The organism is Hahella sp. NS-SX17 (assembly GCF_057367735.1).
Genome location: NZ_CM170632.1, coordinates 4,712,511 through 4,734,269, shown reverse-complemented (window position 1 = coordinate 4,734,269; position 21,759 = coordinate 4,712,511). Strand labels below are relative to the sequence as shown.

At 49.2% G+C, this 21,759-nt stretch carries 34 protein-coding genes; 22 read left to right on the top strand and 12 right to left on the bottom strand.

What is annotated here, in order from left to right; translation table 11 throughout:
• Positions 1–99: 99 nt before the first annotated feature.
• The 5 genes from AC2IBB_RS21055 to AC2IBB_RS21035 form a co-directional block, all read right to left on the bottom strand.
• Positions 100–597 carry a siphovirus Gp157 family protein gene (locus tag AC2IBB_RS21055; protein ID WP_486328714.1) on the bottom strand — a complete coding sequence of 166 codons (498 nt, stop codon included), beginning with the start codon at positions 595–597 and terminating at the stop codon, positions 100–102.
• A complete protein-coding gene (locus AC2IBB_RS21050) occupies positions 598–1,296 on the bottom strand; it encodes a hypothetical protein (protein ID WP_486328713.1) in 699 nt (232 codons plus the stop codon). It lies immediately after the preceding gene.
• Complete coding sequence (locus AC2IBB_RS21045) at positions 1,283–1,648, bottom strand: hypothetical protein (RefSeq protein ID WP_486328712.1); 366 nt, start codon at positions 1,646–1,648, stop codon at positions 1,283–1,285. Before AC2IBB_RS21045 ends, AC2IBB_RS21050 begins: the two co-directional genes overlap by 14 nt.
• A complete protein-coding gene (locus AC2IBB_RS21040; RefSeq protein WP_216740566.1) occupies positions 1,645–1,899 on the bottom strand; it encodes a hypothetical protein in 255 nt (84 codons plus the stop codon). The genes AC2IBB_RS21045 and AC2IBB_RS21040 overlap by 4 nt, the downstream gene beginning before the upstream one ends.
• A gap of 415 nt (positions 1,900–2,314) precedes the next feature.
• On the bottom strand, positions 2,315–3,007 hold the full coding sequence (locus AC2IBB_RS21035; protein WP_486328711.1) for a S24 family peptidase: 693 nt from the start codon (positions 3,005–3,007) through the stop codon (positions 2,315–2,317).
• A gap of 97 nt (positions 3,008–3,104) precedes the next feature.
• Here AC2IBB_RS21035 and AC2IBB_RS21030 point away from each other — a divergent pair, with 97 nt between their 5' ends.
• The 10 genes from AC2IBB_RS21030 to AC2IBB_RS20985 all read left to right on the top strand — a co-directional run bounded on the left by AC2IBB_RS21030 (position 3,105) and on the right by AC2IBB_RS20985 (position 8,029).
• Complete coding sequence (locus AC2IBB_RS21030; RefSeq protein WP_486328710.1) at positions 3,105–3,299, top strand: Cro/CI family transcriptional regulator; 195 nt, start codon at positions 3,105–3,107, stop codon at positions 3,297–3,299.
• Between the two features lie 21 nt (positions 3,300–3,320).
• The gene (locus AC2IBB_RS21025; RefSeq protein WP_486328709.1) at positions 3,321–3,932 is read left to right on the top strand and encodes a hypothetical protein; all 612 of its coding nucleotides are present in this window, start codon (positions 3,321–3,323) and stop codon (positions 3,930–3,932) included.
• 11 nt (positions 3,933–3,943) lie between these two features.
• A complete protein-coding gene (locus AC2IBB_RS21020; RefSeq protein WP_486328708.1) occupies positions 3,944–4,846 on the top strand; it encodes a replication protein in 903 nt (300 codons plus the stop codon).
• Between the two features lie 2 nt (positions 4,847–4,848).
• Complete coding sequence (locus AC2IBB_RS21015; RefSeq protein WP_486328707.1) at positions 4,849–5,562, top strand: replication protein P; 714 nt, start codon at positions 4,849–4,851, stop codon at positions 5,560–5,562.
• Between the two features lie 17 nt (positions 5,563–5,579).
• Entirely contained in the window at positions 5,580–5,885 is a 306-nt protein-coding gene (locus tag AC2IBB_RS21010) for a hypothetical protein (RefSeq protein ID WP_431688939.1), read from the top strand.
• Complete coding sequence (locus AC2IBB_RS21005; protein WP_486328706.1) at positions 5,878–6,093, top strand: hypothetical protein; 216 nt, start codon at positions 5,878–5,880, stop codon at positions 6,091–6,093. Before AC2IBB_RS21010 ends, AC2IBB_RS21005 begins: the two co-directional genes overlap by 8 nt.
• Positions 6,090–6,437 (top strand): hypothetical protein, encoded by a 348-nt coding sequence (locus AC2IBB_RS21000; protein WP_216740476.1) that lies wholly within the window; start codon positions 6,090–6,092, stop codon positions 6,435–6,437. The genes AC2IBB_RS21005 and AC2IBB_RS21000 overlap by 4 nt, the downstream gene beginning before the upstream one ends.
• A 283-nt stretch (positions 6,438–6,720) precedes the next feature.
• Positions 6,721–7,065 carry an antiterminator Q family protein gene (locus AC2IBB_RS20995; RefSeq protein WP_486328705.1) on the top strand — a complete coding sequence of 115 codons (345 nt, stop codon included), beginning with the start codon at positions 6,721–6,723 and terminating at the stop codon, positions 7,063–7,065.
• A 126-nt stretch (positions 7,066–7,191) separates the two neighbouring features.
• The gene (locus AC2IBB_RS20990) at positions 7,192–7,551 is read left to right on the top strand and encodes a Rap1a/Tai family immunity protein (RefSeq protein ID WP_486328704.1); all 360 of its coding nucleotides are present in this window, start codon (positions 7,192–7,194) and stop codon (positions 7,549–7,551) included.
• Positions 7,552–7,633: 82 nt separating this feature from the next.
• Positions 7,634–8,029, top strand: a complete 396-nt coding sequence (locus AC2IBB_RS20985) for a hypothetical protein (RefSeq protein ID WP_486328703.1) — start codon at positions 7,634–7,636, stop codon at positions 8,027–8,029.
• Here the strand turns inward: AC2IBB_RS20985 and AC2IBB_RS20980 are convergent.
• Together AC2IBB_RS20980 and AC2IBB_RS20975 are read right to left on the bottom strand one after the other, a co-directional pair.
• Positions 8,026–8,613 (bottom strand): IS630 family transposase, encoded by a 588-nt coding sequence (locus AC2IBB_RS20980; protein WP_486333932.1) that lies wholly within the window; start codon positions 8,611–8,613, stop codon positions 8,026–8,028. The genes AC2IBB_RS20985 and AC2IBB_RS20980 overlap by 4 nt on opposite strands.
• A 22-nt stretch (positions 8,614–8,635) precedes the next feature.
• Complete coding sequence (locus tag AC2IBB_RS20975; RefSeq protein WP_486328239.1) at positions 8,636–9,034, bottom strand: helix-turn-helix domain-containing protein; 399 nt, start codon at positions 9,032–9,034, stop codon at positions 8,636–8,638.
• Between the two features lie 132 nt (positions 9,035–9,166).
• Here AC2IBB_RS20975 and AC2IBB_RS20970 point away from each other — a divergent pair, with 132 nt between their 5' ends.
• Both AC2IBB_RS20970 and AC2IBB_RS20965 read left to right on the top strand, forming a co-directional pair.
• Positions 9,167–10,039 carry an AAA family ATPase gene (locus AC2IBB_RS20970; protein ID WP_486328702.1) on the top strand — a complete coding sequence of 291 codons (873 nt, stop codon included), beginning with the start codon at positions 9,167–9,169 and terminating at the stop codon, positions 10,037–10,039.
• Between the two features lie 29 nt (positions 10,040–10,068).
• Positions 10,069–10,626, top strand: coding sequence for a hypothetical protein (locus AC2IBB_RS20965; RefSeq protein WP_486328701.1), 558 nt, complete (start codon positions 10,069–10,071; stop codon positions 10,624–10,626).
• 83 nt (positions 10,627–10,709) lie between these two features.
• Here the strand turns inward: AC2IBB_RS20965 and AC2IBB_RS20960 are convergent, their stop codons facing one another.
• The 3 genes from AC2IBB_RS20960 to AC2IBB_RS20950 all read right to left on the bottom strand — a co-directional run bounded on the left by AC2IBB_RS20960 (position 10,710) and on the right by AC2IBB_RS20950 (position 12,657).
• Positions 10,710–11,072, bottom strand: a complete 363-nt coding sequence (locus AC2IBB_RS20960; protein WP_486328700.1) for a hypothetical protein — start codon at positions 11,070–11,072, stop codon at positions 10,710–10,712.
• A gap of 38 nt (positions 11,073–11,110) precedes the next feature.
• A complete protein-coding gene (locus AC2IBB_RS20955) occupies positions 11,111–11,257 on the bottom strand; it encodes a DUF4113 domain-containing protein (RefSeq protein ID WP_486333983.1) in 147 nt (48 codons plus the stop codon).
• A 245-nt stretch (positions 11,258–11,502) separates the two neighbouring features.
• A complete protein-coding gene (locus AC2IBB_RS20950) occupies positions 11,503–12,657 on the bottom strand; it encodes a hypothetical protein (protein WP_486328699.1) in 1,155 nt (384 codons plus the stop codon).
• Between the two features lie 823 nt (positions 12,658–13,480).
• Here AC2IBB_RS20950 and AC2IBB_RS20945 point away from each other — a divergent pair.
• The 4 genes from AC2IBB_RS20945 to AC2IBB_RS20930 are packed head-to-tail and all read left to right on the top strand — an operon-like array spanning position 13,481 to position 14,932.
• Positions 13,481–13,864: a M15 family metallopeptidase gene (locus AC2IBB_RS20945; RefSeq protein WP_486328698.1), complete on the top strand. Its 384-nt coding sequence runs from the start codon at positions 13,481–13,483 to the stop codon at positions 13,862–13,864.
• Positions 13,861–14,265: a 3TM-type holin gene (locus AC2IBB_RS20940; RefSeq protein WP_305904490.1), complete on the top strand. Its 405-nt coding sequence runs from the start codon at positions 13,861–13,863 to the stop codon at positions 14,263–14,265. The genes AC2IBB_RS20945 and AC2IBB_RS20940 overlap by 4 nt, the downstream gene beginning before the upstream one ends.
• Entirely contained in the window at positions 14,265–14,543 is a 279-nt protein-coding gene (locus tag AC2IBB_RS20935; protein ID WP_011398331.1) for a hypothetical protein, read from the top strand. Before AC2IBB_RS20940 ends, AC2IBB_RS20935 begins: the two co-directional genes overlap by 1 nt.
• Positions 14,543–14,932, top strand: a complete 390-nt coding sequence (locus AC2IBB_RS20930; RefSeq protein ID WP_486328697.1) for an HNH endonuclease — start codon at positions 14,543–14,545, stop codon at positions 14,930–14,932. Before AC2IBB_RS20935 ends, AC2IBB_RS20930 begins: the two co-directional genes overlap by 1 nt.
• Here AC2IBB_RS20930 and AC2IBB_RS20925 read toward each other — a convergent pair.
• Entirely contained in the window at positions 14,929–15,720 is a 792-nt protein-coding gene (locus tag AC2IBB_RS20925) for a substrate-binding periplasmic protein (RefSeq protein ID WP_486328696.1), read from the bottom strand. The genes AC2IBB_RS20930 and AC2IBB_RS20925 overlap by 4 nt on opposite strands.
• A 376-nt stretch (positions 15,721–16,096) precedes the next feature.
• Here AC2IBB_RS20925 and AC2IBB_RS20920 point away from each other — a divergent pair, with 376 nt between their 5' ends.
• Together AC2IBB_RS20920 and AC2IBB_RS20915 are read left to right on the top strand one after the other, a co-directional pair.
• Positions 16,097–16,198 (top strand): hypothetical protein, encoded by a 102-nt coding sequence (locus tag AC2IBB_RS20920; RefSeq protein WP_486333982.1) that lies wholly within the window; start codon positions 16,097–16,099, stop codon positions 16,196–16,198.
• 103 nt (positions 16,199–16,301) lie between these two features.
• Positions 16,302–17,159, top strand: a complete 858-nt coding sequence (locus tag AC2IBB_RS20915) for a substrate-binding periplasmic protein (protein ID WP_486328695.1) — start codon at positions 16,302–16,304, stop codon at positions 17,157–17,159.
• 137 nt (positions 17,160–17,296) lie between these two features.
• On the opposite strand, the gene AC2IBB_RS20910 is transcribed toward AC2IBB_RS20915, so the two are convergent.
• Positions 17,297–17,617, bottom strand: coding sequence for a DUF2834 domain-containing protein (locus tag AC2IBB_RS20910; RefSeq protein ID WP_486328694.1), 321 nt, complete (start codon positions 17,615–17,617; stop codon positions 17,297–17,299).
• 177 nt (positions 17,618–17,794) lie between these two features.
• On the opposite strand from AC2IBB_RS20910, the gene AC2IBB_RS20905 reads away from it, so the two are divergent.
• Genes AC2IBB_RS20905 through AC2IBB_RS20890 form a run of 4 tightly spaced genes read left to right on the top strand, consistent with a single transcriptional unit; the run spans position 17,795 to position 21,750 of the window.
• Positions 17,795–18,271 carry a phage terminase small subunit P27 family gene (locus AC2IBB_RS20905; RefSeq protein WP_486328693.1) on the top strand — a complete coding sequence of 159 codons (477 nt, stop codon included), beginning with the start codon at positions 17,795–17,797 and terminating at the stop codon, positions 18,269–18,271.
• A gap of 14 nt (positions 18,272–18,285) precedes the next feature.
• The gene (locus AC2IBB_RS20900; protein ID WP_486328692.1) at positions 18,286–20,004 is read left to right on the top strand and encodes a terminase large subunit; all 1,719 of its coding nucleotides are present in this window, start codon (positions 18,286–18,288) and stop codon (positions 20,002–20,004) included.
• Entirely contained in the window at positions 20,004–21,212 is a 1,209-nt protein-coding gene (locus AC2IBB_RS20895) for a phage portal protein (RefSeq protein ID WP_486328691.1), read from the top strand. The genes AC2IBB_RS20900 and AC2IBB_RS20895 overlap by 1 nt, the downstream gene beginning before the upstream one ends.
• Positions 21,202–21,750: an HK97 family phage prohead protease gene (locus tag AC2IBB_RS20890; protein ID WP_486328690.1), complete on the top strand. Its 549-nt coding sequence runs from the start codon at positions 21,202–21,204 to the stop codon at positions 21,748–21,750. Before AC2IBB_RS20895 ends, AC2IBB_RS20890 begins: the two co-directional genes overlap by 11 nt.
• Positions 21,751–21,759 lie beyond the last annotated feature (9 nt).

Genomic DNA, 21,759 nt, shown 5'->3' with positions numbered 1-21,759 from the left:
GTTTTCCTTTCTGGCTGTCCCTTTCGTCTTGCTTCAGGCAAAGGGAGGGCATTGCGGCCAGTAATAGCCGCTGTTCAATATTCGGTTTCGTTGTTTGAGCTACTTGATTCGGATGTAACTCTTGCCAAGCTCCAGGCGGGCGCCGGGGATGTCTTTACCGGCTTTCAGGTCCTGGGTGATGGCCTGCTTGTTGGGTTTTATCGTCACGTCTACGGCGACGTAATCTTGGGGAAGGGCGGCTTCGTCTTCGATATGAGCCACCTCTCGACCTGCTACGCATGAGATTGTGTGTAGCGGGGTGCTGACGGTTTTAATGTGTGTCAGCTCCATATGGTTCCGCAGGTATTCGCTGATGGATTCTTCTTTGCGCTCTATGCTTTTCTCGCGCTTGTTTAGTCGGTCCACTTCGGACTTGATGGCGGAGCGATCGGCCTCAAGGTTTTGAAGTAGCCGAGCGATCTGCGCGGCCTTGTCCTTAAACTCTCCCTCTACGGCTTCCAATGTGTCAGCAATGGCTTGCTGTAGGGTTTCGTCGTTGTCGGCGTCAATGTTGTGTAGTTCGGCAAGCTTGCCGGTGATCTCGTATAGCTTCGGCACTTATGCTGGCTCCGCGTGCTCCAGGGTGTTTTTCTTGGCGGCGTACAGGATGGTCAGGCGGCGTAATCCGGCGTCGTCCCATCTTGATTTCAGGCGAATGGCGGCGCCTTTAAAAAGCGCTTCCAGGTCGCTGAGTGTGTCCGCTTCGTCTATCAGTCTCGCTTGATCGTCCAGCCATGCTTTATCGACGGCCTCTTGGCGTTTCCGTTCTGCGCTGTGGTCGGCGCTGGGTTCAGGTGATAGGCGCTTGTGCATCCCGGTCGTAACGTCTCCGGCAAAGCCCAGCATGTATAAGCACTTCTTGATGGCGTCCGTCAGCGTCTTTTTGGGCGCGTCCGCGTCGTACTGAATGCCAAAGGCGTCCTTATAGACGTAGGGTGTGTGTCCGTAGTGGATAAACTCGGCGATCTCGTTTTCGTAGGCATACCAGAAGCGGAGCTTGATAGTGTGCGCCTTCCCCATAATCATCTGCTGGCCTTCTGCGTCCAGGTTAAGCGGCGCGCCTTCGTCGATGCGCTCCTCTAAAATCTCATAACCCCAGCCAGTCCCAAGCGGGCCGAACTGTTCAGTGGCTCGCTTGATCAGGTAAGAGGCGTTTACGCTGGTTCCAACAAAACCCGAGGGTAGGGTGTAAGCTTCGGTGTATTCGGGAGCGGTCTTTTCGACCGCCTCCCATAGTTGTAAGTTAGTGGTGGGCATACGCTTGGTGTTCCTCGTAGCGGTCTATCGCTATGTCTTCCTGCTCTTGTTTGTATGCCGCGTCCGCGAGGTATTTCCCGATGCTATAAGCGGCGTTATCGATCATCTGCTTGCAGGAGGTAACCGCGGTTTGACGGCCTTTCTTGTCGTCCCTGCTCTGGTAAAGCAGGGATAAAACAGAGTCGATGTCGTCGCCTTGTTTGACCTCGTCCAATACATCCTGAAAGCCCCACTTCTGGCCGTTCACATGGACGCGGCGACCTTCCAATAAATCCTCCGCGATGGACTTAGCCGTGCTCTCCAGAATGCGCTCTTTGATCTCTTGTCTTTCCATGTAGTCCATGTATTTCATTGCTCTAAGTCCTTCTGAAGTTGGGTAATGATGTTTTGTAGTTCGGCGATCTTGCGGTCACGTTCCTGAATGGCTGAGTTGGCGTCGACCAGATCGTCATGGCTGCATTCCAGATCAAATACCAAGTCGCTGTTCTTATCTCGTAGGTCGTCCAGTCTGTAGAGGATGGCTTCAGCCTCGACCGCGCACTTGATCATGAGGGCGTTTAGAAGCTCTCTGTCTGTCATGTGGGTGAGTAGAGTTCCGTTCATGTGTGGTCCTTATTGGTAGATAGCGACTGGAAACTTGGCGTTAGGGTTAACAGCCTTGATGGCTCGTTTGCTCTTGTATTGGGCCAGTCTGGATAGGTTGCTGATTGGGCTTGTGTGTGGAGACACTGACAGATGAATAGTTGGTTTAGGTTTTCTATTGTTTGACTCTAGGGGGCTAAACATTTCTCTATCCTTGTTGGCGATAACTTGGGATAGAGTTTAGAGCTATGAACTTTTGAGGTCAACCAGAAAGTTCAATATTAAGTACTCAATTCGTCGAGGCGAAAAAAAACCTGCTTTTGCAGGTTTTATGTACAAAACGAATGCCTTCTGGGTTTTGTTTGTTGGTTTGGAGATGTAAGGGGATGATTATTTTTTCAACAAATCCATTGTTCCCACATAGACTAAATCTGGATTACAGTACTACTGAATACCAAATTATTCGTCCAAGAATGCGCACATTCTTCAGGCTTTCGCCGACAACTATTTCATCCGGGTAATCAGCGCCGTTATAGCACTTGAGCCTCAGCCCCCCGCCGGGGACACGAAATACTTGCCGCACGATTATCATGCCGCTGTGATCAATGCCATACAGTTTTCCGTCTTTTATTGACGTATCGCCTCGGTCGGCGACTGTAGTGCTTCCATCTGGTAATACTGGGTCCATGCTGGAACCATTTACCACAATACAAGCTGCGTTTTCTGGCTCAACACCTTGCATCTCAAGCAAGGGCGCCGAAAAACGAAACTTGGCTCCATGGTTATCCAAATTGACAACGCTGCCGTTACCGTTAGACAACTTAACTTCGGTATAAAAAGGCAACTCTACCTCATCCTCCTTTAGTGGGTCTCCTTCATTCCACACCTCGACACTGCCGCTCCAGCCAGAATTTAATTCAGGCTTGTCTCTTTCTTTCCCAGAAAGAAGCCAATCAGGATCACATTTAAGCACTTGGCTCAAGGCCACTAGATTCCCGCCGCTTGGCTTGCTAACAGCATTAACCCATTGGCTGACAGTCCCTTTTGAGACGCCCATTAGTTTAGAAATTTGTACAGCTTTCAGACCTAGGGTCTGCATGCGCTGTTTGATGCGGTTTGAAGTATCCATAGGTTTAGTATGCTAAACAATATAGAGTTCATAGTCTTGACTTCTAAAGTTCAGCACTCTAGATTAGTTCTAAACTATGATCTTTAGGAAGTCAACTATGAAAAAAGCTGAGGTAGTCCAGTACTTTGGAAGCCAGCAGGCATTAGCAAACGTTTTGAAGCTTCATAAGTCCGCCATTTCACAATGGGGCGACACGATCCCGGAGCTACGCGCCTTTCAGTTAGAGAGGCTGACAAACGGCAAGTTAAAGCATGACCCGAATGTAGCCGCCGAAACGACACGGTCAGTTTAAGAGCAGGGAGGCTTTTAATTCATGAAACAGCAATCACGCCTAAAACTACTTATGTCCGCCGTTAATCGCTGGTTGGAACAACCCAAAGCGAGCCGGGCGATTATCTGCGGAGAAATCGTTCAAGCCGCTAACGACTGCGGGTTGTCTGAAATCCTTAAAAACGAAGGGATTACGTTCAACCGGTCGGACGATCTTTATAACGACATGCGCGTCAACGCCCAAAAGATTTTCCGCTGGCTGGGTCAGTACGACGGGATACACGCCTTCCTTGATCGGTTGTGGTGTCTGGAGCCCGCCATCGTTGCGGCCATGCCTGAAGCTTTGCGCCTGTCTTATTTGAATGACGTGTTCAGCGTTGCGGGTGTCGTGGTGTGCAGCCGGCAGGTGAGTTGCGAGCACATCGACGCCAACCGTATGGCGGCATGCCTAACCAAAGAGCAGATGGAAGCCCAGGTGTCCGTCATTGAGTTGGGCATACACCCGGACCTCGAATCCGCCCGTCGCGCCTATCAGGAAGTGTCCGAAGCGGTCGCCACTGGGGCGGCTGTTCTGGGCGAGCTGGAAAGAACCTATCCCGAGCTGAACTATAAGGGCGCTGCAATGGCCGCCCGCTCTCACGCAGTTATCAACTAGGAGGTTGATGTATGACGGCGCAAGCCAACGTCTTGGCGTTTCCTTCCGCGCCCAAAATGGAAGTGGTCAAAGCAGATATTGATAACGGTTACTTTCGCTTAGCCAATGAGCTGGCGGACAGCCTTTGCAAAGTAGAGCTGTCAGGCCGTCAGTATCGCGTCTTCATGGCCCTTATCAGGAAGACCTACGGATACGGGAAAAAGTTTGACTGGATTGTGGCTGAGCAGCTTTGCCAGCTTATGAGTTATGAGGGATGCCCGTCGCATATCCGCGCCGACATCCGCGAGCTTAAAGCCCGCCGCATGATCGTTGTCGATGGTCGGCAAATGGGGCCTAACCCGGTTATCTCCGACTGGGAAATGACGAAGCCAAGCAGGCCGAAAACGGCCCAAAAACGAGCCGAAACCGGCCCGAAAATGAGCCGAAACCAGCCTGTTAATGAGCCGAAAACGGCCTGTTCTTACACTACGGATTTAGAACAAAACAGGCCGAAACCGGCTCGTCAGCAGGCCGAAACCGGCCCGAAAAACGAGCCGAAAACGGCCTACACAAAAGACAATAAAGACAATCTTACAAAAGACATTGTTAAGAAAGCGCGTGTGAAACGCGCCACCCAAGCGCCGACCGATTTTGAAATCACCGACGAGCTGTTCGGCTGGGCATGTGACAACCGGATCACCACGGACCTTGTCACCGAAACCGACAAGTTTCTCGATTACCACCGGGCCAAGGGTTCGACGTTCAAGTGCTGGAAGTCGGCGTGGCGTAACTGGATGCGCAACAGCATGAAGTTTGCGCCGAAGCCAACCCGTCAATCGCAGCTCAACGAATACGGAGCCGCAGGCAACAGCACGGTGCCTGGGGATGTTTACGGGTTTCACGACACAAGCTGGGCGCAGGATTTAGGGATTTAACCATGGAAGCAAAGCACATCGGATCACAGCAAATACGCGGCGCAATCAGCCGAACGCTACGCCAGGGCGACACGCTAAAGCACACAGCGCAGAGCAGGGCTTACGGACAATCACAGGCCGCTATTTCCGAGCAGGCGGCGGAGATCGTCAACGCCTTGTTCACGGAGCTTAGCGGAGTATTCCCCGCCTGGAAGTACGCCTTCCCAGACCATGAAGTCATCCAGCAGGCCAAGAAAGCTTGGACCAAGGGATTTATCGAAAACGGGATTCTGAGCATGCAACAGGTTCAGGTCGGCCTAACCAGAGCGCGCAGACTGAACTCCCCGCACATTCCCAGCGTGGGCCAGTTCATCGCGTGGTGTAGACCTACAGCGGAAGACCTTGGCCTGATGCCAGTACAAGCGGCCTATCGGATGGCCTGCGGTGGACTTCAGCAGCTTGAGCGGGGGGAAAGCCTTGCCTATCTGGCGGCGCGTATCGCAGCAAGGGAAACGGGCAGCTTTGAGCTTAGAACACGCCCTGAAAGTGAAATGCTGCCGCTGTTCACACGCAATTACGACATCGTCTGTCGCCGCGTTATGAGCGGGGAAGACATCCAAGCGGACATCCCAAAGGCGCTACCAGAGCAACCAGCGAAGGCGTCTAAGCCTGTACCACGCGAGGAAGCCCGCCGACGCATGGCGGACTTGTTGAAATCAGTTTCGGCCAGCAGTTAGGCCAAGGAAAAGCAGTAATGACACAAACACATGCAAGAAGAACCGACCCAATAACCAGCCATCTGGCGGCGGCAGCCAATGAGTCGAACCGCTGGACGCAGACGCAGCTTGTCGCGCTGGAGTTAGCCAAGCGCCCTGTGCCGGATTGGGTCATAGGCTGGACCAGTTCAGAACTGGCGAGGACGGCCAAGCTAGACCGCTACATGGTCGCACGCCGTCTACCTGACGCTGAGAAAGCGGGCTTGGTGGAGCGCGTCGGAATCATGGAATGCTCGATTTCAGGACGTAAGGCGGTGGCCTGGAGGGCGGTTAAGCATGACTAAGCGCCCAAGAGAATACGCCGCCGAGATTCTACAAATGCAGGGCAGGGAGGAGCGAGCCAAAGCGCTGGCCGCCGTTCCCGCGAATTTCCGCGCCATGGTCGAAGCGCATGTGCGGACCCACTTCGCGTTGAAGACGAAACCCAAAGCGGCGCCGTCTGTGATCACGCCAGAGATGGCCAGGGCTTTGATTCGGAGGCGGGCGGCATGAGCGACGAAACCTTAGAGCAGAAGCTGCAGAACATCCGCAACAAGGCGGCGGAGTTTGCGAAAGCTAAGGCGAATCGGGTCTACCTGGAGGAGTTCCGTAAATCAAAGATCGCCATTCTGATGAGAGAGGCCGAGAGCGCGGACCCGGACCTGACGGCGGCGAACCGTCAGGAGGCATGGGCAAGGCGGCACCCGGAATACCTGGAACTTTTGAAAGGCCTGATGCAAGCGACGGAGGAAGAAGCCCGGCTGCATTGGGAGTTACGGACAGCGGAATGGGCGGTGGAGATATGGCGGACAAAGTCAGCCAACAAGCGGGCAGAGCGGATGAGGTACGGGGCGTGATCTATAGAAACCAGAAACTACTGGCGGCCATTAGGCAGCTACCGTGCGCCTCCTGTGGCTTAGAGGGTGGCTCTCAGGCTGCCCATTCCAACCTGCTGAGGCACGGCAAGGGCAGGGGGCTGAAGGCGTCAGACGCCGCCACGTTCCCATTGTGCCTGCCTTGTCACATGGAGTTTGACCAGGGTAAGGCGCTAACCAAGGCAGAGCGAGAACAACTGACCATGGATTGGCTTGCCTGGACGCACATACAACTGATTGAAAATGAACTGATAGAGGTGAAGCGATGAGACGAGCAGTAGATGAAACCGCGTGGTTGCTGGAACAGTGGGCGAGGTGGTCTAAATTGAATAGAGATAATATTAGTTTCCCATCAGCCACGCCTTTTGCGCGAATGGCTGGAAGCTCGGTGCGGTCGCCAGTGATTACGGATCAGGAGGCGGCCAAGGTTGATTTAGCTGTGTCCAAGCTGCGGGCGAGGGATGAGGAGATGGGAGAAGTTGTGCTGCTTTACTACATGGCGGGAGAAAACCTCTCATATGTAGTTCGTAAGATGCCAAAACTTGATCGGCGTAAGGCGGACCTCCTCGTAAAGTCTGGAATTGCATGGATAGATGCTGTGCTTCAGTGATTCAAGGGCTGTCATGAATTACTGGCTTAAAAATAGAGTGAACTCCTAGGGGGATCAGATGGTTCTCTTAACTATTTACAATTTAACTATCTTGTCCCCGCGGTTGAGTTAATCAATGGAGGAGTTGTGAAAATATTGTTGATTTTTTTTCTCGTTTGTTTTTCAGGTGACACTTTGTCAGATGGAAGCCTTCTGTCAGACCTGTGCTCTAACTATATTTATCTGATTGATAAAGAAGATAAAAAAGTTAACTTTATGAAGGCAGGATTTTGTGTTGGTTATATTGGCGGGATGAGAGATTTTGACAAGCTTAGCGCTGGGCTTAATGGGTTGAAAAACAGTGACTTTTGTATTCCAGATGAAGTAGATAATGATCAACTTGTTAGGGCTGTTGTTAATTTTATGGATAAAAATCCGGAAAGTATGGGTTTTCATGAGGCAAATATAGTCTTTATCGCTTTGATTGATTCATTTCCTTGTGAATAGATGCAAATTTTTTGGCTTTAATTTGGAGATTTTTCTTGCAGCAGTATGTGGGTTATGAAGTGATTTAGATAATGAGGAATGTATGGTGGATATTACTGTTATTAATGGTTCTTATAAAAAGTTTGATCTAAAGAAAAATGTGAGCTTGAATTGCGGGCTTAATATTTTGACAGGAATTAATGGTGTTGGAAAGACCAGGTTTCTTGAAGGTGTTAACCTTGGAGTTCTAAAAGTTGTTATTGACGGAAGTGAGATAAACCCAAGTGATATATTGTACTGTGACTATAGAAGTGTTGATCCTAAGATAAGTGGGAACTATCAAGATCGCGTTTACGACCAAAACATAAATTCTCTGGTAGCTTTTTATAGCATCCAGAAAGGGGGTCTTACAGAGGTTTTAAAAAGAAGAGAGAATATGCAGGCTCCGGTGCGCCCTCCTCATGGTGGAGTTGATCAGGTAAAAATATTAAGTATCTAAATAAAATTAATCTTATACTCCTGCCCAAACTTTGACAGGACATCGGTGACTGACTCTTTCAGTCTCTCGAACGTCTCATGCGAACCTAGCGGCAGCCAGTTGTACTTCACCTTTCGCCACAAGATCTCTATCAGGTTTAGCTCTGGTGAATATTTCGGCAAATAGATCGGCCAGATGCCTTTATCCGCCCAATCCAACCTATGTCGGCGAAACTCCGCAGAGCGATGCATGGAGGCGTTGTCCAGAAGCACCACGGCAGGCTTAAGCGGATCTTTACTCCCCGCCAGCTTATTAAAAAGCGCTACGACTTTGGCGGAATCCACCCGCTCCTCTGTGGCATGGAATATCAGCTTCTGGCGGCGACTCATAAACCCCAGAACGTTCAGTCTCTTATTGTGTGGATAGGATTTCATTTGCGTCGGCTTCCCCACAGGGCTCCAGCCATAAGGTAAGTTGGAACGCTGACTGAAGCCTGATTCATCAAAGTAGTAAAGCTCGATTTCGCCCGCATCCTCCCAGGATTGAAGATCTTTCACAAAGCCCAGAAATTGTCGGAAGGCGTCTTCATCCCGAAGCGCGCGCAGCGAAAAGCGGAATCGCTTGAAGCTATACTTTGATTTTTTTTAAGTTCCGTTTAACGGTCTCCAGACTAGCGCTTTTTCCAGTTTCTTTCTCCAGACGTATCTGGACGTCTCGTAGTTGTTGGGGCTGCTCGTCAATCCACTTACAAACCCTTTCTTGTTCCTGCTCCGTGTAAATGGGCGGCCTTCCCGGGGAGGCGTCGCTAATGAGGCCACATATTCCCATGCTTTCCCACTGCTCAATCCAGATCGAAATGGTGTTGCGGTGGAAGTCGATAATGTCGGCAATTTTATCGATTTTATACCCCTTATTGCTGAGCAATATGGCGTGACAGCGAATACGGAAACGGGAGCTCGGGCTGTAGCGAAATCCATCGGTAAGAGTCTTTATTTCAGCGGGCTTAAGATGATTGACGTACTTCACGGTGCAAAATATGATCAGTTCGGGTGGTCGTAAGTAGCCTATTTTATTAGAAAATTTTTATTTTGCTACTTAGTAGATATATCAGATAAGCTTGGCAAGAATATTGATGATCTTAATTCATCTGATATTCGTATGCATTATGAGGAAATTGCTTCAGATGCTTTGGGGTTTGCAGATATAGAGTATTTCTGCAATAGGTATATTAAGAGAGTTTCTGATAATCAGTATAATGAGTTTCTTAGAGTTTACAAAAGAAAAGAAGTCGATTTTTATGATGAGGATGACTTCTTGACTGTGTTCGGTCCCAAGCCTTGGGAAATATTTAACGAAATTCTGATGGATGTTTTTGATGGAAAAATAAATATTGAATTCCCTACGGAAGGGGCGGAAAACTATACCTACAAAGTTATCTTGCGGGATAAATCTAGTGGTTCGAATATTTCTGTTGCAGATCTATCTTCTGGCGAGCGTACAATTCTGTGGATGGCGGCTGCATTGTTCAATAGTCGATATGAAATAAGTGGAGCTATAAAGCGTAGCAAATTATTTATGATTGATGAGCCTGATGCATACCTTCACCCATTGACTGTAGGGAAAATGGTAAAAGTTTTTGAAATAATGGTAAGTGTTTTTAATTGTCCGATTATAATTACAACTCATTCGCCTACAACGATAGCTATGGCGCGTGAATCTAGTATATACATTGTCACTAATGGTTTTGTTAATAAGGTGGATAAAGATATTGCTGTGGCTACACTTCTTGATGGAGTTTCTCAAATATCTATTGATGTTAATAATCGAAGGCAAGTCTACGTTGAAAGTCATTATGATGCCAATATATATCAGGCTATTTTTAATTTTTTGCGTAACAATTCAGAAAAAGTGAACCCTTATGTTAGCTTGCTATTTGTTCCTGCAGGTGGGAAGATTCCTGAGGATCAAATAAAAAATGTCTGTTGTCAGTTTTTGGTTTTGATGATGATAAAAAAATTAACGAGTTTGTAGAGAAGGTGAATGGTGTCGGAAGTTGCAGTATGGTTAAAGCAACTGTGAATGACTTGTATAGTAAGGGTAATAATTCTGTTCGCGGTTTAATTGATTATGATGAAGGGAACCATGGATCGGACTGTATAGTAGTATTAGGGAGTGAGGTTGCAAGGGCAATAGAAAATGTTGTGTTTGATCCAATTTGTTTTTTATTGTTACTGAATCATGAGCGCCCTCAAGAATACCCCATTAGCGCTCATTGCGGTAAAGATATTGGATGGACGAAATGGATTGGTGATATAGAAGCAATGCAGGCTTCAGTAGATTTTTTTATTGGGAATATTCTGGACGATAAGAATAAGGAGGATGCTGTGATAGAATATAAGTGTGGAATTAGGTTGAAAACTGATAGAAGGTATTTGATGTTTAAATCTCATGAATTAGAGAGTAAGATTGTAGAAAAATATCCAATGACAAATAAAATTATGGGTAGAGATAAGGGTAATCTTAAAAGGGCTGTAGTAGAAAGAATAATGATAAATTTGACGGATGGGAAACTTATACCGTCACTATTTGTCGATGCGATGGCTAGTTTACAGCGATAAATTATATTACGTTTTGCATTACATTTTGCCTTTTTCCATTTAAGAGGTCGATAAAGGTGAATAAATGGCGAATTTTTTGCTGTTTAGTCTTCGTATGAAATCTGTTTTTCTGTTAAATTTCCCCATCTAGAAATACATATCGAAAATCGCTTAAATAGATTGAAAAAATCTTCTATATTCATCTCATGGTGAATTTTCTGAACGGGTATTGCGTCATCGGATTGATTTTCATCAGATAAGAAAATCGTAATGTCTATTATACCTTGTCTATCGACGCCATTTATCTCGCTTGACCAGAATCTAACTCCTACAACGAAATCACTTTCTTCTATTAGTCCTTGGTCTCGAAGGTAGTCGCTTAAGTTGTAGTCGTCGTGATTGTCGGCTGCGGCTGTTCCACTAAAGTCATCATATTGAGCGCTAGCACTAAAAGTTTCTTCTGACATTATATTTTCTCCATATAGAATTTATTTTGTATTGAGCATTATATAACTTTAAGTATATCTTCCCACCTAGTAGTATAAGCAGGAGAAAGCCTCCCCCTCTTCATTCCCCAGGGCTGCTGTATACCCTGTCCTGCAAACCAAACAACGCCACCTGTTCCCCTATTAAGCTTATCCAATGTCTCCATAAGCTCCACACTGCCGCGCCTCCCTTCGTCTTCTTCAAATAGATGACGCTGACAAACCCCAGGAGGGGATAAGTCACAAAGCATTACTCCGGCCTTCAAATAGCGGTAGCCATCACGATAAAGCATCCCTAGATAATATTAGTATATTTTTAGGTCGTCTCTTATTCAATGGTCAATGGCTATCTTGTCAAATTATAAGTTATATTAACACACCTTATTGCGTTTTTGATTTTATTATAAATCGCTTAAGCCAAGTCATCTGGTAAATCTGAGTGGAAGCAAAGAGGACAGAACCAAATAAAATCACTGCCATCTACATGAATAAGTGTCTTGTTTATTTGTTTATGAGTTTCACACTTTCTCGGATGGTAGTTTATTATATTCTCAGTGTAGCTTTCTTGAAAATTGGTTGAATTGTTTTCACTTGCTGGATTTGGGGCTCTTTTATTTCTCAATCTTCTTAGATCTTCTATCATGTTGGAAGTGTTGTGGCGCCCTACTGTTTGAGATAATCGATATAAAAAGTACATTTTTTTTGAGTGACTGAAGCCGGAGAAGATATGCTCAACTTCACTGCCCCACATCTTCTTTCTGGTATTAATAAAAAACATAACAATTGGCGAGAAGCTATATCTGCTTAATGGTCCAACGGTCCAGCATTCAAATGGTACATTATACCCAAGAGCCGTATGTTGAGCTGCGCAAAATAGACAAAGGAGCTTATCAATGTCAATAATATCTGGACGTTTACGATTGGCTGCATTAACTTCCGTTAGTCTCATTTCTGCATGCCTGAAATCGACATTTGTATAGTTTGATGAAGGATCAGTTCTATACTTATTTTTAAAATAAGGAATCCATTTGAATCCATTCTCGTCTATATTTTCTGAGTTTATTGCCCATATCCAAGTATTGTCATCTAGTTTTATTCTTGCAAGACAATTGCAGCGTATGAATACCCCTCCATCGTTTAAACTCCTAATATGACTTCTGCTTACACTACTATGTTGAACTTGAAATTTTACGTCAAGAGTTGTTCTTTCTACTACACTGCATATGTTGTCTATAAGTTTTGAAGCTGCGACTCTGGCTAATTCAACTACTTGTTGCGCATCAGGTTCTGAATACTCAAACTCCCCCCCTAATAGTGTATTAAAGTGTTCGGGAGGGCGAAATGGTTCATAGTTAAGTTGGTTGTATGCGATTTGTTTAAGTCTTCTGTTTACACGACAAATTTTTAAGGATTCGGCTACTGTTAGAAAGTCAAAAATTTGTTGTATAAAGTATGTTAGGCTGGGGTTGTTAAGTATGGCGTCGAATTGAGTTTCATCAATGCTATTAAAATTATTTGAAGGTAGTAACTCATTGGGGATTCTTTTTCCCGGAGGATAACCTGACATAACCCGACCTCCAATATCCTTTGTTGGTGTTACGGTTTGACTTCTCTGAGGCAACATGGCTAGCGGCCTACATGAGGGTGTTAAAGCTCGCCTCCAGAACACTCTCCATTGTCAGTATAGAATATGACCAAAATGCTGCCTGTACTTTGGCGGTAAATCTGCTCGGGAGTGGCTGACGACTACAAAGCAGCTATGTTCTAGATTGGGCTCAGCCTGTTTGGAAATGCGTTAAAGGGGGCATATGCAACGTAACTCTAGAAGAAATTGACGCAAGGGCCAGAGAGTGGTCTAGCCCTTGCTAGCAATCTTAAGGCTTCGCGAGTGGGAAGATTTACTCTACTGAGGGTCCCTTATTTGAAAGTAAGGCGCAGAGCCTTCAACGGAAGGGAAAGTAGTCATTATCCACCCCATAGTTCTTTATTCGTGGACATAGTTAGTTCCTTCTGTCCTATGAGAGACGAGTTTATCCTGGATTTTTCAGGGTGCGATTGGTCATAGTGTGAGCTATATATTTGCTCATCTATTAAGCGTCTTTATTGAGCCTGAAACCTTCTTTAACGATAAAACTGGGTTCTTTGAGGGGCTGAAGAACAAGGCGGCTAAGATTTATTATGACCTTTAGTGAAATAATTAATTGAAAAGATTATTTACTATTGCAAATTTTGAAATAATTATGTAGGCTATTTCCTATATTCTGCACTACTGCGCCCTGACAACTCTCAGGGCGTTTTCATATAAAGACTCGGTATCCGAAAGGGGCCGGGTTTTTTGCTTTCTAGAGCCTCGCTTATGCGGGGCTTCTTCATTTCTGGGTTATGCAAACATGAGCTTCTACTTAGGCAAGCGCTCCAAGTCGCGCCTGGTTGGCCTACATCCCGACATTGTGAAAGTGATCGAGGGAGCTATTCAGATCACCCCCATAGACTTCACCGTGCTGGAGGGCCTGCGAACCATCGAGCGCCAAACGGAACTGTACAAGGCCGGCAAATCAAAGACGATGCGCAGCCGCCACTTAACCGGTCATGCGGTGGACCTGGGTGTGTTGATTAACGGCTCGATCACCTGGGAGACTCGCTATTATCAGATACTCGCCGACACCGTGAAGCAAGCCGCCGACGGGCTGGGCATTCCCATAGAGTGGGGCGGTGACTGGAATGGCTTTTTCGACGGACCTCATTACCAACTGCCTTGGAAAGAATACCCATGAGCGCCTGGGCCTCAATTCTGAACCTGTTTAAACCGGTCGCCGACCTGATCGACAACGTCCACACCAGCGACGAAGAGCGTCTGCAGATACAAGCGCAGCTATTCCAGATTCAGGCCGAGCTAACCCAACGGGTGATGGAATACGAAACCAAGCTGCTGGAGGCGAAGGCCAGAACGATCCAAGCGGAGGCGCAAGGCCAAAGCATACTGCAGCGCAACTGGCGCCCGTTAACCATGCTGTGTTTCCTGGCTTTGGTTGTGTGTGATTCCTTCGGCCTGCTGACGTTCAGGCTAAGTGTGGAAGCCTGGGACCTGCTGCAAATAGGGCTGGGCGGATACGTCGCCGGCAGATCGCTGGAGAAGATCGCCCCCAAGGTAACCGACGTGATGAGTAAGAAATAATGGAAGAGAACCAAACCACCCGGAGGCACTGGCACTTGGACAAGACCATCAGTGTGGGCCACCTGATCAGCACGCTGGTAATCGCCATATCTGTGATCACCTGGGCGGGCTCCATAGATCGCCGTGTGGAGCAAAACGCGCTGGCGGTTAAGTACCTGAATGAAGAGCAGGTGCAGCAGCGGCAACGTATCGACGCCGTCCGTAATGAGATTAAAACCGACTTGCGAGCCATCAACGACAAGTTAGACCGCCTGATCGAGCGGCAGAGTGAACGCTAATGCCCAAGGCATCGCTAAGGCCCTGTAAAGATAAAGGCTGTCCCAATACGACCCGGCATAAGTCGCGATACTGCGAGAGTCACGCAGACAAGCGAGAGGCAACGCGCTGGGGAGTCTGGCAACAACAGAAGGGCAGCGATACCCAACGCGGTTACGGTTGGCAATGGCGGAAGCTGAGAGCGCGGATACTGAGACGAGATAACTACCTGTGTCAGGTGTGCTTAAAGCAGGGGCGAACGAGTGCGGCGACTGAGGTGGATCACATCCAACCCAAAGCGAAGGGGGGAGGTGATCACGAAGATAATCTGCAAGGAATATGTGAGATTTGCCACAAGCGTAAAACATCAAAAGAGAGGCGTCAGTCTAGGCGGGGTTTGCCAGACGCCTAAGAATCACCAGTACAAGGCTCAAAGATTTGTTGCTCTGGAAACCAAGGGGGAGTAACCCCATATTTTTCATATAAAGCAGCCACTCGCCCTGTTCCAACCAAGTCTTCCAACGCTGCTTGAAGTGCGGCTTTGTGACGGTTACCAGGGCTAATACCGTAGTAATTACCTATATTGATTTTCTTCTTATAAACGGCAAATGCATACTCTGTAACTCCTGCTGCCTTTAGCGCGTCCAGCGCAGAACTGCGATCAAGTACGGCCATCGCGTCAAATCGCGAACCATTGAACATTTTTACCATATTTTCGTCATCGCCAGACTCCACTTTTTTAATATCAGGGGCGGTATTGAACTCTTTGAAATAAAAAGTACCTCTTTTCACTCCGATCTTTAGACGCTTAAGGTCATCAAAGGTTTTGACTGATTCTTCCATGCCTGGTTTAACCAGGAACTCTATAACCTTCTCCTGGTATCCAATAGGGCCAATATAGTCAATTTCACGCACCCTCTCATCAGTACACAAAGTTCTAGGGAGAATATCTACACTTCCTTTTTTTAACTCTTCGTAACTGGCTTTGAACTGCCTTTCTGAGAAGCGGACTGTATGACCTGCCTTCATGGCTGCCTCGCTGATAATATCAAGCAATGGGCCACTCATTGCCCCATCACTGATAACCATTTCAGGGGGGCGGCTTCGGACATCAACATTTAGTTCGGCTGCTGATGCTATGCTCACCCAAAAAAAGCATAGGCCCCATATTGCATAACGTTTTATTGGTAGCGAAAGCATGGAGTAACCTCACCAAATATGAATGAACACCTCTCTCTACATACAGAGTAGCCAAGGATTTTGATACTGCATACTTTGATTCGCGCGCGTGTGATTGCTACTTGGAGTAATGCCATAGATAGCCGTGCACTGATGAGCTTGTATGGTTGCGGTAAAGGATCACTCTGTGTCTACGATCATAAAAAAATTGGCTTATGTGGGGGCGTACAACGAGAAGTTAGGCCATCTGATCGAGCGCTATTCTACAAGCTTCCCAGAAGGGCGGTCCTAACGCCTAGCGCAGTTACGGTTTGAGCATAGGGCGCGAATACTGAGACGGGATAGTTACTTGTATCAGGTTTGCTTTAAGGCTGGGCGAAGCAGTGCGGCCACTGAAGTGGATCACATCTATCCCAAGGCCAAAGGTAGCGATGATAGGGAAGGGAATATACAAGGAATTTGTTGGTGGCGTCATAGGGCAAAGACACTTAAAGAGTAGAGGTTATTAGCCTATTCTATATTTTTAAGAAAGTGGGTAGGCTCTAATTGACAGGAAAAGAATAAAGCAGATGAGATCTGAGTTTTCGATAAGGAGCAGTAAAGTGCGTGCTCTGTTATGTCTCTGTATCCTTGGGTGTCTTGCTGCGGCGCCAAAGGCCCTTGCGGAGCTGGTAATTGTTCGTTACCCAAACTCTGAAGCAGTTAATGATGCGCGTCAGGATTATCCCTTGAAACTCCTTGATTTAGCCTTAAGTACAGCCGGTGCTGATTATAGGTTATTAGCTACGAAGCAGCGTATGCCACAGGGCCGTGCGCTTCAATTTTTGCGTGCGGGAGATGCTGTGGATGTGGTTTGGAGCATGACCTCAGATCAGCGGGAGAAAGAGTTGTTACCTGTGCGAATCCCCATTTTCAAGGGACTGATTGGCTGGCGTGTATTCCTGATAAATAAAGAGGATGCAGATAGATTCCACCATGACTTATCCCTGCAAGAGCTGAAGCGTTTTCTGATGGTGCAGGGACATGATTGGCCTGACACTGAGATACTCAAGCTAAATGGGTTTAATGTTTTAGAGTCACCAAGCTATGAATCAATTTTTGATATGCTGGCTAGAAAGAGGGCAGACCTCTTCCCGCGTTCAGTCGTTGAGGTGTGGAGCGAAGCTGAAGCGAATAGTGATAAAGGTTTAGCAGTTGAAGGCACTAAGTTACTGAGATATCCCACAGCGCTTTATTACTTTGTTTCACCAACAAATCATTCCTTAGCTAATGCTATCGAAGCAGGTTTAAATCAAGCCTTATATGATGGAACATTTGATGCGCTGTTTTATCGCTACCATTCCGAGCTGTTAAAAAAGACAGGGATATCCAAGCGGCAAGTTTTCACTATCGATAACCCAATATTACCTGAGGCCACGCCGTTAGAGCGTAGAGAGCTGTGGTATCAGGGAGATGATTAGCATGGGTTGTTGCGGTCAAAAAATGATCAAATAGCGAGAATAGGAAGGGGTGGGGCGGGTCAAATCTCTGATACCTGAGCGACCAACACCGCACCCCTAAGTCTTTTTTTATACCCGCGAAATTAAAAATTTCAGATTCACGCTGTGGGTGGGGCCGCCACTCGCTTGCCACGCAGCACCAAATAAAGCAATGGTCCAGCAGATACAAATATGGCAGTCAAAATGAAAAAGGGAAGAACGTAAGCGAAACCTTTCCCACGACTTTTCGCATCTTGGTACATCCATAGGCAAGCTAATGAAGCGAGTATATAGAGGTCGATAACAACCTGTGCGGTATCTGGTTTAGACATGAGTTGAAGACCAAACGCCACCAGAGACTGTTCTGCGCCAGCCATGACCCAAAGGGTAAAACCCATGAAGAGGCAGAGGACAATAAGAGGAGGGATTGAGAGTCTCATAATATTCCTTAATCGAGGCTGAGAAATGTAGTGTTGCACTTTGCCGTTAGTTGGATGCCCAAGAACTCCGGGCCTCAATATGCTTATAAACAAATGTAAAGGGGCGGGTCAAACCCGTGATATGCGGGCGTCCCGAATCATTTTTATACTCACGAATACTAAACTCAGATAAACGCAATGAGTGGAACCGCAACCAGAGCTGGACGGGGGCGGAAGCCCAAGCCCGTTGCGCAAAAGCTCCTGGCCGGCAACCCCGGAAAGCGTCAACTCAACACCCACGAACCCCAGTTTTCCCAGATCACTAACATCGACTGCCCGGACTGGCTGGGCGACGACGCGCGCCGCATGTGGGAGCTGATCGCCCCGGAGCTGTGCGCGCAAAAGATCATCGCCATTACCGACGTGCATAACCTGGAAGCCTTCTGCGCCGCCTATGGGCGCTGGCGTCAGGCGGAGCGCGAATTGGCGCAATACGGCATTACGATCACTGACGCAAACGGCGGCCTGAAGAAAAACCCGGCGGCCACTATCGCCAACGAATCCTTAAAACAACTGGCGACCTTCGGGGCGCTCCTGGGCCTGGACCCATCCAGCCGTCAACGTCTGACCGGCGGCGGCAATCAAGACGCATCAAACCCCTTCGATAAATTCTGATTTTCGGTTAATCCATGGCGGCTAAATATCCTCACGTCGAGGCGGCGACGCGGTACGCCCGCGCCGTGCTGGACGGGTCTATCCCTGCGTACCGGTACACGCGCCTCGCGTGCCAGCGTTACCTGGATGACCTCGCCCAGGAGAGCGATCCGGACTATCCGTATTACTTCGACCGGGCAGAGGCCGAGCGGGTGTGCGAGTTCGTCGAACTGCTGCCGCATACCAAGGGCGAGTGGGCGTTCAAACGTCAGCTTATCAAGCTGGAGCCCTGGCAGGTGTTCGGCTTCGTCAACATCTTCGGATGGAAGAGCAAGGCCGACGACTTGCGCCGCTTCCGCGAAGTCTATTGGTGCGTGCCAAGGAAGAACGGTAAAAGCATTATCGCCGCCGGCGTGGGGCTGTATATGTTCGCCTGCGATAACGAGTTCGGCGCAGAGGTCTACAGCGGAGCGACCAACGAGCGCCAAGCCTGGGAGGTGTTCAGGCCGGCCAAGCTGATGGTCTCGCGCACGCCGTTATTGCAAAAGGCCAAGGGCATTGCCGTTAACGCCAAGAACCTGAACCGCCCGGCGGATGAAGCGCGCTTTGAACCGGTCATTGGCAAGCCCGGCGATGGCGCGAGTCCGTCCTGTGCGCTCATCGATGAATACCACGAACACGACGCCCCCGACTTATACGAGACCATGGTGACGGGGCAGGGCGCACGCCGGCAGCCGCTGACGTTTATCATCACCACCGCCGGCAACAACATCGAAGGCCCTTGCTACGACAAGCAGACCGAAGCGCAAGAGATGCTGGACGGCGTCGCGCCCAATGACGAGCTGTTCGCGCTGATGTATGGCGTGGATGATCCCGAACGCTGGGCGGACCCGGACGTATTGGCCATGGCTAATCCGAATCTGGGCGTTAGCGTTTATAAAAAGTATTTGGAAAGTCAGCAGCAAAAAGCGATTCGCTCCGCCCGCTTTCAGAACATATTCAAGATCAAGCATTTAAATATCTGGGTTACGGCGCGCTCGGCGTTCTTCAACATGGAGCAGTGGCAACGCTGCTACGACCCCAGCCTGAGCGTGGAAGACTTCGAAGGTCAGGAGTGTATCGGCGGTCTGGACTTGGCCGGCAAACTCGACCTTAACGCTTTCATCAAACTGTTTTACCGCGACCTGATGGACGAGGACGGCAGAACCCGTCGGCATTACTACTGCCTCTCGCCGGTGTTCTGGGCGCCCGAGGATACGGTCAACAACCCGGACAACCGCAAGCTATCCAGTCGTTATCAGAAGTGGGTCAACCTGGGGGCGCTCACCGCCACCGATGGCGCGGAAGTGGACTATCTGGAAGTGCTGGCGGAGGTCACCGACACCAACCAACGCCACCCCATCGCGGAGATCGGCATCGATCCACACGGCGCGCTGAACCTGTCGCACCGCCTGGACGATGAGAACCTGAACCCGGTGCAGATCACGCAGAACTATTCCGGCATGTCCGCCGGCATGAAAGAGCTGGAAGCGGCCATCGCGGCGGGGCGTTTTCATCATGACGGCCACCCCATTTTAACCTGGTGTATGGGCAACGTCGTCGGACGCTATATGGGCGGCGCCGATGACGACATCGTTCGCCCGACCAAGGAACACAAAGACAAAAAAATCGACGGCGCGGTCGCGCTCATCATGGCCGTGGGCCGCGCTATGTTGGCGGCGGAAACCACTGGCCCCAGCATAAGGTTTGCCTGATGTTCTCCATTTTCAAACGTAAGAACGCCGCCGTCATCGACAGCTCGGCCAAGCTCGCGGAGTTGCTGGGCGCATGGTACGACGCCGACGCCGGTGTGCAGATCACCCCCGGCAACGCGCCGGAGATCAGCGCCGTGTTTTCGTGCATCAAAGTCCTAACGGAATCAATCGGCATGCTGCCCTTAAACCTGTTTAAGGAACTGCCCGGCGGCGGTTCGGAAAAGGCCAGCGGCCATCCCCTGCAGGCGCTGTTAAAGCATGGGCCGAACGACTACCTGACGGACCAGGAATATAAAGAACTGATCGTCGCGCACCTGTGTTTGCGCGGTAACCATTACAGCTACATCAACCGCACGGCGTCGGGCAGGGTGTTGGAGCTGCTGCCCATGGCCCCGGATGCAGTGACGCCGAAATTGTCCAACGAATATGAACTGACCTATGACGTGCAGTTTAAAAGCGGCCCTGTGCGCACGCTGCCGGCGGAGGAGGTGCTGCATATCCGCTTATGGAGCCTGGACGGCTTAACAGGATTGAACCCAATTCAATACAACCGCCACTGCCTGGGGCTGGCCAAGGCGACCGAAAAACACGGCTCCACACTGTTCGCCCATGGCGCGAAACCCTCCGGCGTGCTCTCCACCGATCACGCGCTGACAGATAAACAATACGAGCGCCTGAAACAGGAGATGGAGCTGCACCGCGGCGTCGCCAACCAGAACCGCGAGATGATCCTCGACGGCGGCTTGAAGTGGCTGCAGGTGTCGATGACGGCGGAAGATTCGCAATTCTTGGAAACCCGCAAGTTTCAGCGCTCCGAGATCGCCGGCTTTTTCCGGGTGCCGCCGCACATGATCGGCGACCTGGAGCGGGCGACCTTCAGCAACATTGAACACCAAGACCTCGCCTTTGCGCGGCATTCATTAATCCCGTACTGCACCCGCATCGAGAAGCGCATTAACAAGGCGCTGCTCTCAGACAAAGAACACGTCGCCCACTTCGCCAAGTTCAACATCAACGCCCTGATGCGCGGCGACATGAAGACCCGTAGCGAATACTACACAGCCATGATTCAAAACGGCGTCATGAGTCCGAACGAAGTCCGCATCCTGGAGGACATGAACCCCAGGGAGGGCGGCGACACCTACCTGACGCCATTGAACATGGCCGTTAACGGACAACCCACGGGAGAGGCTGAGAGTGCTGAATAAGCAGAAGTTAGATTTTCCATTAAAGATTAAATCCCTGTCCGACTCTGGCGAGTTTGAAGGGTATGGCTCCGTGTTCGGAGTAAAAGACTCCTACAGCGACATTGTGGTCAAGGGCGCGTTTGACGCATCCCTGGCGCGCTGGAAACAACGAGGCCGCCTGCCTGCGCTGTTATGGCAGCACCGCATGGATGAACCTATCGGCGTCTATACCGCCATGGAGGAAGACGAGCACGGCCTGAAGCTGTCCGGGCGTTTGCTGATTGACGATGACCCGTTAGCCAAACGCGCCTACGGGCACCTTAAAGCCGGCTCTATTTCCGGTCTCTCTATCGGTTACTCCGTCCCCAGTCATGGCGTGGAATACGACAGCGCCAAAGATGCGTTTTTAATTAAAGAAATCGACTTGTGGGAAGTGTCCCTGGTGACTTTCCCCGCCAATGACGAGGCGCGCATTGCGCAAGTCAAACACCGCCAACGAGACGCCGAGCACGCACAAGCCTTGGCCACAATCAAATCCCTGCAAACCCTGTTTAACTAAGGAACTTTC

What these genes read in the sequence shown, in the direction of transcription:
- AC2IBB_RS21050 (WP_486328713.1), bottom strand. Translation starts at nt 1,296, where the DNA reads ATGCCCACCACTAACTTACAACTATGGGAGGCGGTCGAAAAGACCGCT.
- AC2IBB_RS21045 (WP_486328712.1), bottom strand. Translation starts at nt 1,648, where the DNA reads ATGAAATACATGGACTACATGGAAAGACAAGAGATCAAAGAGCGCATT.
- AC2IBB_RS21040 (WP_216740566.1), bottom strand. Translation starts at nt 1,899, where the DNA reads ATGAACGGAACTCTACTCACCCACATGACAGACAGAGAGCTTCTAAAC.
- AC2IBB_RS21035 (WP_486328711.1), bottom strand. Translation starts at nt 3,007, where the DNA reads ATGGATACTTCAAACCGCATCAAACAGCGCATGCAGACCCTAGGTCTG.
- AC2IBB_RS21030 (WP_486328710.1), top strand. Translation starts at nt 3,105, where the DNA reads ATGAAAAAAGCTGAGGTAGTCCAGTACTTTGGAAGCCAGCAGGCATTA.
- AC2IBB_RS21025 (WP_486328709.1), top strand. Translation starts at nt 3,321, where the DNA reads ATGAAACAGCAATCACGCCTAAAACTACTTATGTCCGCCGTTAATCGC.
- AC2IBB_RS21020 (WP_486328708.1), top strand. Translation starts at nt 3,944, where the DNA reads ATGACGGCGCAAGCCAACGTCTTGGCGTTTCCTTCCGCGCCCAAAATG.
- AC2IBB_RS21015 (WP_486328707.1), top strand. Translation starts at nt 4,849, where the DNA reads ATGGAAGCAAAGCACATCGGATCACAGCAAATACGCGGCGCAATCAGC.
- AC2IBB_RS21010 (WP_431688939.1), top strand. Translation starts at nt 5,580, where the DNA reads ATGACACAAACACATGCAAGAAGAACCGACCCAATAACCAGCCATCTG.
- AC2IBB_RS21005 (WP_486328706.1), top strand. Translation starts at nt 5,878, where the DNA reads ATGACTAAGCGCCCAAGAGAATACGCCGCCGAGATTCTACAAATGCAG.
- AC2IBB_RS21000 (WP_216740476.1), top strand. Translation starts at nt 6,090, where the DNA reads ATGAGCGACGAAACCTTAGAGCAGAAGCTGCAGAACATCCGCAACAAG.
- AC2IBB_RS20995 (WP_486328705.1), top strand. Translation starts at nt 6,721, where the DNA reads ATGAGACGAGCAGTAGATGAAACCGCGTGGTTGCTGGAACAGTGGGCG.
- AC2IBB_RS20985 (WP_486328703.1), top strand. Translation starts at nt 7,634, where the DNA reads ATGGTGGATATTACTGTTATTAATGGTTCTTATAAAAAGTTTGATCTA.
- AC2IBB_RS20970 (WP_486328702.1), top strand. Translation starts at nt 9,167, where the DNA reads ATGCATTATGAGGAAATTGCTTCAGATGCTTTGGGGTTTGCAGATATA.
- AC2IBB_RS20965 (WP_486328701.1), top strand. Translation starts at nt 10,069, where the DNA reads ATGGTTAAAGCAACTGTGAATGACTTGTATAGTAAGGGTAATAATTCT.
- AC2IBB_RS20960 (WP_486328700.1), bottom strand. Translation starts at nt 11,072, where the DNA reads ATGTCAGAAGAAACTTTTAGTGCTAGCGCTCAATATGATGACTTTAGT.
- AC2IBB_RS20955 (WP_486333983.1), bottom strand. Translation starts at nt 11,257, where the DNA reads ATGGAGACATTGGATAAGCTTAATAGGGGAACAGGTGGCGTTGTTTGG.
- AC2IBB_RS20950 (WP_486328699.1), bottom strand. Translation starts at nt 12,657, where the DNA reads ATGTCAGGTTATCCTCCGGGAAAAAGAATCCCCAATGAGTTACTACCT.
- AC2IBB_RS20945 (WP_486328698.1), top strand. Translation starts at nt 13,481, where the DNA reads ATGAGCTTCTACTTAGGCAAGCGCTCCAAGTCGCGCCTGGTTGGCCTA.
- AC2IBB_RS20940 (WP_305904490.1), top strand. Translation starts at nt 13,861, where the DNA reads ATGAGCGCCTGGGCCTCAATTCTGAACCTGTTTAAACCGGTCGCCGAC.
- AC2IBB_RS20935 (WP_011398331.1), top strand. Translation starts at nt 14,265, where the DNA reads ATGGAAGAGAACCAAACCACCCGGAGGCACTGGCACTTGGACAAGACC.
- AC2IBB_RS20930 (WP_486328697.1), top strand. Translation starts at nt 14,543, where the DNA reads ATGCCCAAGGCATCGCTAAGGCCCTGTAAAGATAAAGGCTGTCCCAAT.
- AC2IBB_RS20925 (WP_486328696.1), bottom strand. Translation starts at nt 15,720, where the DNA reads ATGCTTTCGCTACCAATAAAACGTTATGCAATATGGGGCCTATGCTTT.
- AC2IBB_RS20910 (WP_486328694.1), bottom strand. Translation starts at nt 17,617, where the DNA reads ATGAGACTCTCAATCCCTCCTCTTATTGTCCTCTGCCTCTTCATGGGT.
- AC2IBB_RS20905 (WP_486328693.1), top strand. Translation starts at nt 17,795, where the DNA reads ATGAGTGGAACCGCAACCAGAGCTGGACGGGGGCGGAAGCCCAAGCCC.
- AC2IBB_RS20900 (WP_486328692.1), top strand. Translation starts at nt 18,286, where the DNA reads ATGGCGGCTAAATATCCTCACGTCGAGGCGGCGACGCGGTACGCCCGC.
- AC2IBB_RS20895 (WP_486328691.1), top strand. Translation starts at nt 20,004, where the DNA reads ATGTTCTCCATTTTCAAACGTAAGAACGCCGCCGTCATCGACAGCTCG.